This window comes from Alcaligenes endophyticus (genome assembly GCF_026344035.1).
Lineage (GTDB): Bacteria > Pseudomonadota > Gammaproteobacteria > Burkholderiales > Burkholderiaceae_B > Alcaligenes > Alcaligenes endophyticus.
Window position 1 is genome coordinate 303,107 of the sequence record NZ_JAPKND010000002.1, and the last position, 13,097, is coordinate 316,203.

The following is a 13,097-nucleotide window of genomic DNA, read 5'->3' on the forward strand; positions in this document are numbered from 1 at the left end:
TATGGCCCCCTTAACGATTGATCAGTTATACGCAGGCCTAGGCTGGTATGGCAAGCTGAGCTCTGCAGGCGACTTTGTCCACAGGCGCGTAGATCGGCAACTTATTCAATTTTGGCATACATGGATTAGCCATAGTTGCCTGAGTTTAAAAAACAATACCGGTCTTGCTTGGTCAACGCAGTATTTGCAAGCACCGATCTGGAATTTTGTGATACCCGCTAGTCTTAGCCCCGATGGGCAAACCTGGCAGTTGGGAGCGATCGCACCCAGTCAGGATAGGGTGGGGCGCTTGTATCCCTTGCTGATTGTTTTGGCCCTGCCTGCGCAGTCCTATAACAAGCAGATGTTAGCGGGCTCCCATCGGTACTTGTCAAGTGTGGGGCAGCTATTACGGCAGGCCACACAGTTGCGTTGCTCGGTGCCGCAGTTTGAAGCGGAGTTAGGTGATCGCCTAAGCAGCCTAGCCCCCTTGTTGCATCAAGAGGCAGCGGTGCCAGTTCGTGCACACGACATACTCGATATTCTCAATGCGGGTCATAGCCAGGCGCCTCTAGCGAGCTTGCCTAATGAGACCTTGAGCTGGCCTGACTTAGAGCAGGTGTTTCATCCGTATGGCACGCACAGTTATTGGTGGACCAATCGAGCCTGTGGAGCAGCACATCGAGCGTTAACACATGCAGGCAGTTTGTCTTCTATTTTGTTTAATCGTTTATTCAGTCTGTGAGCGTCGTGTCGTTATGCGTAAATCTTACATCGTAGATCAAGCACAAGCGGGTTGGACTCCCTTACTGGAGTCTGCTTTTTGGTTACAGCCGGTCAATCAAACAGAACTGATGCGTCTGATTGAGGAGCTGGGGCAGGCGTTGATCACGTTGCATCAAGCAGGACGCCACTACCTCCAATGGGATACGCAAAATATTTTTGTAGATCAAGGGCATATTTATTTGCTTGACGCGCCTGCGCGCTCTGATTCCTGTCTACAGGCTTTTGAAGTGTTAGCTCAAGATCCTGCATGGCCGATTGGTGCCGCCGCGGATGTTTACGGTCTAGCAAGCCTATTGCGCGGTCTCATCAGCAAGCATTTTTTGCCCCCGGCGAGTGCCCGCTGGCTGCAACCCAGTGGGGCGGTTAGCAGCGTGAGTAACGGCGATTACCAACCACGATTTTTACGGGCGATAGATTTAGCGACCGAGTTAGATCCCCAGTTTCGTCTCAGTAGTATTCAAGAACTATGGATGTATTTGGGTTTGCCTGTGGCCTCGGCCACCGAGGCAGCATTGGTGTCTGGCAGACGTAGTGCGGCAGCGATAGCCACCACGCAGCAAGTGATAGAGCCTGTTGCTCCGATGGTGTCCGCTAAACGTCACGTGGGTCCTTGGGCGGTAGGTTCATTATTGTTGGTCTTGGCTATAGGCATAACTGGCTTGCTGTTTTATACCTTTAAGGATGGCTTAGGGGATAAGCAAAGTGTACAGGCTGTGATGGCCCCACCAACACACCCCAGTGAGCCCCTATCTACATCGCCAAGCAAGGCAGCGCCGGTACAGCCAGCCGCGTTGGAGAAGCCGTCAGTATCCGATGACTGGGAACTCGCTGGCGATTCGCCGAATGCTGCCGTATCGGTTTTATCTGAACCGCAAGAGTTGGTGTTTACCGAGCCCACGCCTTTAGCGCTGCGTGACGAGCCGCTTTTGGCGAGTGCCTCAGAACCGGCAGATAGTGAGGCGGACGATTTACGCGTAATGGCATCGGAGCAGTCTCAGGGTTCTTCCACAGAGACTACTGCTGTAGTCGTGAGCCCGGCCCAGGAGGTGGCCACAGTGCTTGTTACGCCACCGGCTCGTGCCGACTCGGCAGGCGCTAAGCCGGTTTCTAAGCAAGCCGTAAGCGTAAGCCTGCGCATTCAGCCTTGGGGTGATGTGTATGTGAACGGGAGGCGCCACGGTGCTAGTCCGCCATTACGCAGCTTGAACCTTAAGCCTGGTTCCTACCGTATTCAAGTGCGCAATGGTGACCTGCCCGTGCATGAGGAAAAGATAGAAGTTAAAGCAGGGCAAGCCTTAACAATCAGTCATAAATTCTGAGCTTTACACAACACTATGAATCCGTCTTGCAGACGTCAAATCAGCGCCATATAGGCTTCATATTTACTACCTAGAATTTTGTTTATGAAATATCTTAATCTTGAAGCATTAGGTGCGCAGGCTGAGTTCACTCGCGGAGTGAGCAACCTAGAATATGATCCGCGCTTTTTGGCGCTCCAGCAAGCGGCGGTAGAAAAGCCTGAGCAGCAGTTCGGGGACACCATTATTGCGGCTCAGGCTCCCGATTGGGGGTGGGTGGCCAAGCAAGCAGAAGAGCTTTTGCACGAGACCATGGATTTGCGTGTTGCGTTGCTCTACACATGGGCCAGGCTGGAAACACATGGCTTGGCGTCCTATCTGCAGGGCTTGGAGCTGATGCTGTACTGGTTTCAAGAGCATTGGGAGCAGGTTTATCCGCCGCTTTGGCAAGACGGCGAGGTTGACCCGTTTCCACGCATGAATGCCGTGGTTGCCTTTCTAGACTTTCAAGGCATTGTGAAAGCCTTGCGTCAGCAGGTGTTATGGCAGGATCAGCATCATGTGCTGACTTTGCGCGACGCCGAGCAAGTGATTGAGCAAGGCAAAGATGGCCTGTTTCCTGGCGGGCGTTTGCGTTTGCAGGAACTGCTTAAGCAGGCTCAACAAGATAGCACGTCGGCAGCGGCGGTGGTAGTAAGGATAGAGCAGCGCGTGGAGCAGTTGCGCGAGTTGCTGCAACAGCAAGTAGGTGCAGAGTGGATGCCTGACTTGGCGCCTTTACTGCAGCTTCTGGCCACGTTTACACGCTTTTATCATACGTCTGCCGTGGTGCCAGAGCCCAGTTTATCCCAGAACCAGCAGCCGGCTTTTGGGGCAACGCCACCAGTGGAAACTGGCCTGTTAGTTGAGCCTTTGCTAACGGAACCAGATTGGCGCGCTGTGGTGGTGCATAACCGCGCCGATGCCCTATTAATGCTAGAGAAAGTATGCAGTTACTTCGAGACGCATGAGCCTAGCCATCCAGCACCTTATTTAATTAAGCGTGTGCAAGAAACCGTACCCATGAGCTTTCCCGAAATTTTAGAAAATCTGATGCCTTCAGGTGTCGATCAATTTGCTATGTGGATGCCTAAGAGTAGTTAGCACCCAAGGCAGGCTCAGTTAACAGATAAACATCTCACCAATTAGGAGTCAACAATGAGCAACAGTGGACAAAAATTTATCGCTCGCAATCGTGCGCCTCGGGTACAGATTGAGTATGACGTCGAGGTCTATGGCGCCGAGCGCACCGTGCAACTGCCTTTTGTGATGGCCGTGATGGCTGATTTAGCGGGTAAATCTAAAGTCGAACAAGAGCCCGTGGGCGAGCGGCGATTTATGGAAATTGATATCGACAATTTCGACGAACGTGTGAAAGCCATCGCTCCGCGGGTGGCGTTTCAAACGCCTAATACGCTTACCGGAGAAGGCACGCTGCAGGTGGATCTGCAGTTTGACAGCATGGACGATTTTAGCCCTGCCCGCATCGCAGAGAAAGTTGAGCCTCTTAGTGCCTTATTAGCGGCGCGTACACAGTTGGCTAACTTATTAACTTATATGGACGGTAAAACCGGCGCCGAGGAATTGATCCAGCAGCTTTTGCAAGATCCGGCCTTATTGCGCAGCCTAGCTAGTCAGGCGGCACCTTCGTCGGTGGACTCGCAGGACGAAACCAGTCAAAAACAAGAAGGGTAAAGATTATGTTGAGTACGCAAAAACAGTCGGCCGTGGCTTTGAAAACCGAATTGGCCGATGATGAACTCAGTCAATTATTACAAAAAGAATTTAAGCCAAAAACCGAGCAGGCTAGGGCGGCAGTCAAGCATGCCGTACATACTTTGGCAGAGCAGGCATTGAGCCAAGCGGTGCAAAGCAGTGGGGATGCCTACGTCACGATACAGGCCATTATTGCTGAGATCGATCAAAAGCTGTCGGAGCAAATTAATCAGATATTGCATCACGAGGAGTTCCAGCGTATGGAAGGGGCGTGGCGTGGATTGCATTATCTAGTGAACAATACCGAAACCGACGAACAGCTGAAGATACGTGTGATGTGTCTGAGCAAAAATGAGTTGGCCCGCACCTTAAGACGCTATAAAGGTGTGGCGTGGGACCAAAGCCCTATTTTTAAACAAGTATACGAAGCTGAATACGGACAGTTTGGTGGGGAGCCTTTGGGGTGCTTAGTGGGTGACTACCACTTTGATCATAGCCCACCCGATGTAGAGCTCTTAAGCGAAATAGCCCGTATTGGTGCCGCCGCGCACTGCCCCTTTATTGCTGCAGCGGCACCCGCTGTTATGCAGATGGAAAGCTGGCAAGAGCTTTCTAATCCACGTGATTTAAGCAAAATATTTACTAACACCGAGTATGCGGCGTGGCGTAGTTTGCGCGAGTCTGAAGATGCGCGGTACTTAGGCTTGACCATGCCTCGATTCTTGGCGCGTTTGCCTTATGGGGCGCGCACCAATCCAGTCGATGAGTTTGATTTTGAAGAAAACACGGATGGTGCCGATCACAGTCGTTATACCTGGGCCAACTCTGCCTATGCCATGGCGGCCAATATCAATCGATCGTTTAAAGAGTATGGCTGGTGTACGTCTATACGCGGGGTAGAGTCCGGTGGGGCGGTGATGAACTTGCCGACCCATAGCTTTCCTACCGACGACGGTGGCGTAGACATGAAATGTCCGACTGAAATCGCGATCAGCGATAGACGTGAGGCGGAGTTGGCCAAAAATGGTTTTATGCCGTTGGTGCACAGGAAGAATTCCGACTTTGCGGCCTTTATTGGGGCCCAGTCGCTGCAAAAACCGGCCGAGTATTACGATCCCGATGCCACTGCTAATGCAAGGCTAGCAGCACGTTTGCCGTACTTGTTTGCTTGTTGCCGATTTGCGCATTATTTGAAATGTATTGTGCGTGACAAGGTGGGATCGTTTCAAGAGCGAGATGATATGGAACGCTGGTTGAACGACTGGATCATGAACTATGTGGATGGCGATCCGGTGAACTCATCGCAAGAAACCAAGGCTCGCAAGCCGCTGGCGGCGGCAGAGGTGCAAGTGCAAGAAGTTGAAGACAACCCAGGTTATTATGCGGCGCGTTTTTTCTTACGTCCGCACTATCAGTTAGAGGGCTTAACCGTCTCGTTGCGATTGGTGTCTAAGCTGCCCTCATTAAAGCAGAACGAAGCGTAACGTTTATTTTTCAGGCTAGTTGTCTCGTACAGGGGCAAATAGCCTTCGGTGGGGGAAACCTCATGCTTATCCAGCGTGTTTATTGAAAGGGAGTAATGTTGTGGCTGTTGATATGTTTATGAAGATAGAAGGGGCTAACGGTGAAGCTAAGGACGCTAACCATAAAGACTGGAGCAATATTCAGTCTTTTTCCTGGGGTGCTACTCAGCCAGGGTCGATGTCCTCAGGTGGTGGCGGTGGTACAGGAAAAGCCAGTTTTAACGACTTGCACGTGGTGGCGCTGATTGATCGTGCTACGCCTGCTGTGCTTAAGCATTGCGCAACCGGAAAGCATCTGGGGAAAATTGAAGTGTCGGTGTGCAAAGCCGGTGGCGAGCAGGTGGAGTACACCCGTATTACTTTAGAGGATGTCTTGGTGACTTCCGTGCAATACAGCGGTGTGCAGGACGGAGATGCCGTAGAGGTCAGCTATGCCTTCCAGGCCGCGAAAGTGAAGCAACAGTATTGGGAGCAGACTGACAAGGGCGGTAAAGGTGCTGAGTCCGTTGTGGGCTATGACATCAAGCAAAATAAGCTGGTGGCCTAGAGGTAGAACGCGTGAGGGGTTTGCCTGCGCAAGCGCCTCACGTTTTCTTAAGGAATACATATGGCAGAACGTCTCTTGGCGCGCCAGCCTTTACAAGCCTCACTACTGGATCGTTTGCGAGATGAGCAGCCCGAGCAACGACGCGATGTAAATCAAGGTGGTCACACAATTGAGCAAACCAAGCAGCATGTTTTACGTGACTTGGCTTGGTTGTTAAATACGGTGAACCTTGAGGCAGGGGTGTCTTTGCAGCGTTACCCCCAGGTACAACGCAGCAGCGTCAATTATGGTGTGGCAGCGCTGGCGGGAAAAAGGCTGTCGGACATTGAGTGGCATACGCTAGAGCGGGCAGTGCAGAGCGCTATTTTGCGTTTCGAACCACGGATTTTGCCTCATTCTTTACAGGTGCGCTGCTTAACAGAGGCCGGCGATTTGCAGCAGCATAATGTGATTGCTTTATTGATCAAGGCTCAGTTATGGGCCCAGCCCTATCCGCGTGAACTGTTGGTTCGCACCGAAATAGATTTGGAAACGAGTCAGATTGTTCTCCAGGAGCTTCATCAAGCGCCTGAGGTGGACGTGGTTATCGACTCGTGAATATTGTGCCACGCACAGAAGGATAATCATGTCAGCATTACCGCAACAGCAAGTATTTATGCATTATGACCCCGTGCATTTATTGGGTGAAGTCACACAGTTGAGCACTGAGGGTGTTCGGGTGCATTGCGATGGCAAAGACTGGCATTGTCACATCGCTGCGAGTTGTCTTTTACAGGTCAACGTGGGTGATACGGTATTGATTAGTGGGCCAGATACGGAGCGCGTGTATATTATTGCGGTCATTACTCAGGCTGACGCAACGCAGGCCTGTATTCGCACATCGGGTGCGTTGGCTATCCATAGCCAAAGCCTTAGTCTGGAGGCGGAGCAGGGGCACTGGAAAGTAGAGCATTTGCATTATCAAGGCAAGAAACTACACGCTAGCCTCCAAACCATCAAGGTGTTGAGTCGCATCCTAGAGAATGTGGTGGATCGTCTACGCACTATGGCACGTTGTTCAGTTAAGGTCACCAAGGAATCTGAACAGTTGCACGTAGGCACTTATAGCTTAAAGGCCGAACATAAAGCTCGGCTACATAGTCAGTTCACCTCAGTCACCGCTAGCGAGCTGGTTAAGGTTGACGCTAAGCAGATACACATGGGCTAGCGAGCGCTTTTTATATGACACGAGAGTTTTTAGAGTATTACAACGACGAGCTGGCATTTATTCGTGAAATGGGGCATGAGTTTGCGCGGCAACACCCCAAGATAGCTGGCCGTTTAGGCATGCAGGGGATTGATGTCGCCGACCCTTACGTTGAGCGTTTGCTGGAAGGCTTTAGCTTTTTGACCGCGCGCATACAAATGAAAATGGATGCGCAGTACCCCCAGTTGACGGCTAATCTGTTGGATATATTGCACCCCGCCTATACAGCGCCCTTGCCCTCTATGACTGTTGTGCAATGTACCCCCAGTGTCAATCAGGGGAATATGGCACAAGGTGCTTGCTTGCCAAGGCATACCGTCATGAGAGCGGGCTTGCCCAAAGGGGAGCAAACCAGTCCCGAGTTCTTAACCACTCAAGATGTTCAGTTGAGTCCTTTGCAGCTACGCTCCTTGCAGTGGGGGGGGCTGGCACCTCAGTTGAAAACTCAAGCGCTTAGTTTGGGACGCAAGTACGCCATACAGCCTAATCAGTTACAGCGTGTGCTAAGTTTGGAGTTCTCACTTGAGGGAGGCGTGGCGTTAAAAGATTTGCGCCTAGACCAATTAATGATGTATTTGCATGGGCAAGGCCAGCATATGTATGCCTTGCTAGAGTATTTGCTGACTAAAACGGCGGGTATTCTTGTGCACGATCATGTGCAGCCTTTGCGCTGGGCAAATTTCTTACCTGCCAGCGCTTTATGTCACGAGGGCTTTCGCCCTGAACAGGCGATGTTGCCCGTAGAGGCAAGGCAGTTTCAAGGGCATAGACTTTTGCAAGAGTTCTTTGCCTTTCCCGAGCGTTTCTTGTTCCTTAGTGTGCAAGGGCTGCAAGCCGCCTTGCAATTGCCCGATGCACTACGAACGCTCACTGATGGCCGCGAGCCGGAGCAAACGCCACGAGCATTTCAGCTTTCTTTTTTGCTGACAGAGGCGGCACCGGAGCTAGAAAATATTATTCAAGCCCGACACTTTGCCTTGCACTGTACCCCCGCCATTAATCTTATGCGTAAACGAGCGGATCGGGTGGCGATACAGAACAATCAACACCAATATCATATTGTGGTGGATCGTACGCGCCCGTTGGATTTTGAGATCTACGCTATCGAAAAAGTGATCGGTTATACCGGCCACGGCGCACGCCAAGAGCTGGAGTTTCGCCCCTTCTATCAAACACGAGCCAGCGATGGGGAGAATTACGGTACCTATTTTACGGTGCAGCGTCAGGCCCGCTTACCTTCCGAGCAGGTGCAGTTGGCGGGGGGGCGGAGTGCTTACTTGGGATCCGAGGTCAGTGTGCAATTAGTCGACCAGCAGCAGGATTCTGTGGTCCCCGAGTGCCGGCATTTGGCGGCAACAGTGTGGTGTACCAATCGGGATTTGCCTTTAATGCTGCAATCGTCGGAAGCCGCTAGCTTTACTTTGAAGAATATTTCAGCACCCGTACAAAGTATACGCATGCTGCGAGCGCCGAGTGCGCCCCAGGGGCCGTTAGCACAAGGGGAGTACGCCTGGCGCCTTATAAAGCAGTTAGAGCAAAACTATTATTCATTGGATGGTAACGATGGCGTGGCGCATTTACGGGCTTTATTAAGCTTGCATGCCCGGCAACACGAGAGCCACGCCAATATGTTGCAGCAAAGCATACATGAAGTATCAGTACAAATGACTCACCAGCGCTTGCCTATGCCTGGCCCTATGGTGTTTGGGCGGGGTGTGCAAGTGCGCTTAGTGCTGGATGAGCGTGCGTTAGCAGGCTGGAGCCCCTTTTTATTAGGCGCAGTGCTGGAGCAGTATATATGCCGCCATGTAGGGATCAATATGATGAGTCAATTGAGCCTGCATTCCTTACAGCGTGGCCATGTGGCAACATGGCCAGCGCGTGGGGGGGCACGGCCAGCCGTCTGAACAGCGTTGTTAGATCCAACCCCAAAAATACAGTAAAGCGGGAAGTAAAGCGGTCAGTATGCCTTGGGTGGCCGAGACAAAACCAGTGAGACGTGCAATGGGCTTGCCTAAAACCAACAGTAAAAAGAACATAAACCATAGTACAGACCAGGAAAGCCAGCTAATTACTTGCCAGTAATCAAAGACGGTGTTGGCTTGAAGCCAATTGCTGTAGGCGGCCGGCACGGCAATACCTGCCACCACTAGGGAATACCACCCTAAGGCACGGCCGTCGCTACCCGTAAAGGCGCTGACGCCTACCCAAAAATAGGTCAGCGCGAATAAGCCTAGATAAATAGCAGCGAGGGGTGAAAGAGTACTGGCGTTGGCAGGGTTAAGAATATGTGCCATGCAAACCATACCCAGTACTGCGGTGAATAAGTTGACGACTGCGGCGTCTTTGGCATCGACAACTTTCTTGGGCTGATGACCCGAAGAGTAATACAGACGAACACCATTAACGAACAGGCACAGGCCTGCAAACGCTAGAAAAGCGACCACCAACATGAGATCAGATCCTACACAAATAAGGGGCGACGCAGAACGCGCCTAAAGAGTTGTTTGCCGTTCGCACAGAGCGGTCTGGCGTGATCATAGGACCTAATTTGGTCTTGTTGATGCTTATTTATTATATAAGTAATATAAGCGAAAGGTGACTTGTTTTTATCCGGGATTGTTCTGGTTTATTGTTTATTTACAATCACATAGCTTGAGTTATTATTTCACTAGCAATGGTTGCCTAGTAAATTATTTGGAGCTAAATTAATTTGCGCTCGGGCAGAACGTTAAGGTTCCTCCGAGCGCGCTCATCGTTGACTGCTTAGGGGTTCATTTTTTGTTTCAAGGCTAAGCCTAGCAGTAGTGCTGCCCAACCTTGGGTGAGCAACTCAACGCCTAAAATAAGCCCTAGTACCCAAACGCTATTGTCGGGCCAGCCCGAGGCAATAATCAAGCCTACGGCCAAGCTCATCAGAGCTGAAATAGCCATCCAGCCGGCCCCTTTCTGAGCCCGGTTTTGAGCCCAGATCCATAAACGCAGTGCACCAGTACCAATCAGCGTAGCGCCAAATAGTAAGGTTAGAATGGCAGCGCCTTCGAGCGGGTTCACCACGGCAAATACCCCGGCAAGCAGATATAACAAACCAGTGATGGTCCAGAGCAAAAAGCTGCTCCAACCTTTGACGCTCCAAGCGTGGAATAAATGCAGCACACCACCCGCCAGCATCAATACACCGACATAGACCACGCTCACTAAGGTAGCGCCGACGACGTAGGCTAAGGCCAACAGTCCCAAAACCACTAAAGCAATGCCCAGTGTAATGAGATGCCCAGGCTTAAGAGGAAGCTTTTTTAGGTTTTCGGTGAAAGCAGACTGCGTATCTAAAGACATGGTGTGTACTCCAAAGTTGAAAGGCTATTGGAACTGTAACGCATAAGCGTGGGTTTTCCTTTGTTTGTCATGGGGGCGTCATACATAAAACGTAGCATTCATTTCATAGAGTTGTTTATGCGTAGCGTATTTCATGTTCGTGGCAGGTTTCAGCTTGGTGCACAAAAAACACTATTGGCGGGCGTGCGGGAAGCACTCGCTCGCCTGTTATTTGCTGATGGTCGCTGGCCTAAAAAGCGTCGTTGCTGTTCAGGTTCAGGCATACGAACAAGCCTATTCGTTTGATATCCCTGCTACCACCTTAAGCGGTCTTATCGAACTTCTTGGTAAGCAGTCAGGGGTGTCCATCGCTGTTGACGCGGCGTATATGCATTATCCGGTGGGGCCATTACAAGGTCATATGTCTGCCTTACAGGCTTTACAGCTGTTGCTAAAGGGAACAGGCTTACAAATGAGGCAACTGCAACAAGGAACCGTGGTGTTACAGCCTGCCTCATCAGCGTCCCCCAGTACTTTGCCAGCGAGTTCTTTAACTCAGTTGCAGGGCGACGAGCTCTTTGGCCTAGATACTCAAGATCCTCAACACAGGGTCTATGCCGCTCAACTGCAGGCGGCTGTCACTCAGGTATTATGCCAGCATGAACTCACGCGTCCAGGATCATACCGAGTCGCGTTGTTGGTACAGGTCAATCAGCAGGGTAGGGTGCAGACTTACAAGCGCTTAGCCAGTACCGGTAATGTGCGTCGAGATCAACACATCGATCACCTCATCGCCCCACTGCAAGTGGGTATGCCCCCACCTCAGGGCTTGGCACAGCCATTGGTCATGTTGATCTTGCCCGCTAGTATCGAGAGTCAACCTCCTTGCCGGCCTACCAGGAGGCGACCTTGAGTTTAGTTGACCATTTACGTGCACGCTTAAGCCATCGTTATACCTATTTGCGGGGACGCTTAAGTGGTTTGTTAGGTTCGCGTGAGCATGCTTCTGAGGCCTTGCACGAAACATGGTTGCGTCTCGAGCGTATGTCCACCGACACCCCGGTAGCGGATGCCGATGCCTATTTACTGCGTATGGCTGCTAATATTGCGCACAGACAATACAAACAAAGTAGTTTTTACCTCTCTGCCGACGATATAACAGAGCTAATCGATTTTGCTGATGAACAAGCTAATGTTGAAGAACTGGTTAGCAATCGCTTAGCCACCGAGCACTTGCTCCAAGCCTTGCAAGGGTTAACGGTGCGTCAGCGGGCAATCTTGATTGCGGCGCGTTTGCACGGTGAGCGCAATGAGGATATCGCTCAGCACTACGAGGTATCTGTCAGCACCGTACAACGTGAGCTACGTATTGCCTTACGCTATTGCGAGCAATATATGCAAACACAGCACGACACAGTATTTACCTCCGCAACAGGGCGTAGGCGTGCTCGTTCCTAAAAGGCTGCGTTAGAATTTGTTATGAGTACACCTGAATCTCCTATCTCCCCCGCGTTGCTTGAGCAGGCGCGCCAATGGCGCGTACGCTTGAACTCGGGAAAAGTTTCCTCCAGACAGGCAAAAGAGTTTCGGCAATGGTGTACGCTCAGTGCTGAACATGCCCAAGCTTGGAAGCACAGCGCTCAGTTATGGGATGACCTAACACCGAACTTACAACAGATATTAACGCAGCATCCCTCCTTGGCGGTGGACGCTCGTGTGACGCAACAGTTGCGTCATCGTCACCGCTTGCAGCGGCGGGCATTACTGGGTGCAGGCATGGCGGCCTCTCTAAGCGGGTTCTTATTGATTAAGCCTCCCCTCGACCTGTGGCCCTCTTTGTTAGAGTCTGGCGCTGACTTTAAAACAGCTACGGGTGAACAGAAAAAGATTGTATTGGGTAATGTCGCCACGGTGCAGCTCAATACACGCACTCGCCTTAATTGGCATGACTCTCCTGAGCAGTCCGCGGTGGAGTTGCTGGCCGGTGAGGCTGAGTTAGATATACATCGCACCTTAGCGGTGCGTGCGGGGCAAGGTGTGCTACAGATTGAGCATGCGCGCATCAATCTGCGCTGGTTAAGCGAGCAACAAGTGTGTGTTAGCTGTTTGCGTGGCCAGGGCTCTGTGCAGTTGGAAAAACAGTATGTGTTTGAACAGGGCGAGCAGCTTATTTATGATGCGGCCGGCTTAGTGCAGCGCCGACCAGCCGATCTGACACAAGTTAGCGCGTGGCGCCAAGGCATGTTGTCGTTTGCTGATGTGCCTTTACACGAGGTGGTGGCTGAAATTAATCGCTATCGGCCCGGTAAGGTCATTATTTCTAATCAAGCATTAAGCCAAAGACAGGTGCGGTTGGTCGTGCCTATCGATGAGACAGATCGTGCTTTGCAAATGTTGGGGGAACTCTATCAGGCAAAGTTGTTGCACTTGCCCGGTGATATTGTAGTCATTACGTAAGTTACACGTTGTTTCACTTTTCTGTAAAGCTTAAGTCTGCGGCCAAGACTCCTATTAAGTAGGGATGCATGTTATTGGGGTAGAGCAAGGCGTGATATCTACACAAAGCAAGCATACAGACAACCATAGATTTGCCAGACAGATCTAACGGTCGAGCTTAATTTGGCGCACGCAGCGCAGTGCTGGTGAAT

At 51.3% G+C, this 13,097-nt stretch carries 14 protein-coding genes; 12 read left to right on the plus strand and 2 right to left on the minus strand.

The genetic code is table 11. The annotated features are described in order from the left end of the window. The first annotated feature begins 1 nt into the window (after position 1). From tagF to tssF, 9 genes are all read left to right on the plus strand, one after another. A complete protein-coding gene (gene tagF / locus OSH01_RS05760; protein ID WP_266123121.1) occupies positions 2-724 on the plus strand; it encodes a type VI secretion system-associated protein TagF in 723 nt (240 codons plus the stop codon). Positions 725-737: 13 nt separating this feature from the next. Continuing rightward, positions 738-2,084 (plus strand): hypothetical protein, encoded by a 1,347-nt coding sequence (locus tag OSH01_RS05765; RefSeq protein WP_266123122.1) that lies wholly within the window; start codon positions 738-740, stop codon positions 2,082-2,084. A gap of 84 nt (positions 2,085-2,168) precedes the next feature. Then, positions 2,169-3,206: a type VI secretion system protein TssA gene (gene tssA / locus OSH01_RS05770; protein WP_266123123.1), complete on the plus strand. Its 1,038-nt coding sequence runs from the start codon at positions 2,169-2,171 to the stop codon at positions 3,204-3,206. A gap of 54 nt (positions 3,207-3,260) precedes the next feature. Next, the gene (gene tssB, locus OSH01_RS05775) at positions 3,261-3,797 is read left to right on the plus strand and encodes a type VI secretion system contractile sheath small subunit (RefSeq protein ID WP_266123124.1); all 537 of its coding nucleotides are present in this window, start codon (positions 3,261-3,263) and stop codon (positions 3,795-3,797) included. A 5-nt stretch (positions 3,798-3,802) separates the two neighbouring features. Next, entirely contained in the window at positions 3,803-5,302 is a 1,500-nt protein-coding gene (gene tssC / locus OSH01_RS05780) for a type VI secretion system contractile sheath large subunit (RefSeq protein WP_266123125.1), read from the plus strand. 100 nt (positions 5,303-5,402) lie between these two features. Further along, positions 5,403-5,888 (plus strand): Hcp family type VI secretion system effector, encoded by a 486-nt coding sequence (locus tag OSH01_RS05785; RefSeq protein ID WP_266123126.1) that lies wholly within the window; start codon positions 5,403-5,405, stop codon positions 5,886-5,888. A 60-nt stretch (positions 5,889-5,948) separates the two neighbouring features. Beyond that, on the plus strand, positions 5,949-6,485 hold the full coding sequence (tssE, locus tag OSH01_RS05790) for a type VI secretion system baseplate subunit TssE (RefSeq protein ID WP_266123127.1): 537 nt from the start codon (positions 5,949-5,951) through the stop codon (positions 6,483-6,485). Between the two features lie 28 nt (positions 6,486-6,513). Continuing rightward, positions 6,514-7,095: a DUF3540 domain-containing protein gene (locus tag OSH01_RS05795; protein ID WP_266123128.1), complete on the plus strand. Its 582-nt coding sequence runs from the start codon at positions 6,514-6,516 to the stop codon at positions 7,093-7,095. Positions 7,096-7,109: 14 nt separating this feature from the next. After that, entirely contained in the window at positions 7,110-9,041 is a 1,932-nt protein-coding gene (tssF, locus tag OSH01_RS05800) for a type VI secretion system baseplate subunit TssF (protein ID WP_266123129.1), read from the plus strand. Positions 9,042-9,050: 9 nt separating this feature from the next. Here the strand turns inward: tssF and OSH01_RS05805 are convergent, their stop codons facing one another. Together OSH01_RS05805 and OSH01_RS05810 are read right to left on the minus strand one after the other, a co-directional pair. Continuing rightward, positions 9,051-9,587 carry an AmiS/UreI family transporter gene (locus tag OSH01_RS05805; protein ID WP_266123130.1) on the minus strand — a complete coding sequence of 179 codons (537 nt, stop codon included), beginning with the start codon at positions 9,585-9,587 and terminating at the stop codon, positions 9,051-9,053. 313 nt (positions 9,588-9,900) lie between these two features. Beyond that, a complete protein-coding gene (locus OSH01_RS05810) occupies positions 9,901-10,470 on the minus strand; it encodes an HdeD family acid-resistance protein (RefSeq protein WP_266123131.1) in 570 nt (189 codons plus the stop codon). A 154-nt stretch (positions 10,471-10,624) separates the two neighbouring features. Here OSH01_RS05810 and OSH01_RS05815 point away from each other — a divergent pair, with 154 nt between their 5' ends. From OSH01_RS05815 to OSH01_RS05825, 3 genes are read left to right on the plus strand one after another with little or no spacing between them, the layout of a single operon-like run. Further along, positions 10,625-11,362, plus strand: a complete 738-nt coding sequence (locus tag OSH01_RS05815; RefSeq protein WP_266123132.1) for a hypothetical protein — start codon at positions 10,625-10,627, stop codon at positions 11,360-11,362. Next, positions 11,359-11,907, plus strand: a complete 549-nt coding sequence (locus OSH01_RS05820; RefSeq protein WP_266123133.1) for an RNA polymerase sigma factor — start codon at positions 11,359-11,361, stop codon at positions 11,905-11,907. Before OSH01_RS05815 ends, OSH01_RS05820 begins: the two co-directional genes overlap by 4 nt. A gap of 21 nt (positions 11,908-11,928) precedes the next feature. Beyond that, entirely contained in the window at positions 11,929-12,906 is a 978-nt protein-coding gene (locus OSH01_RS05825; RefSeq protein WP_266123134.1) for a FecR family protein, read from the plus strand. The last annotated feature ends 191 nt before the right edge of the window (positions 12,907-13,097 follow it).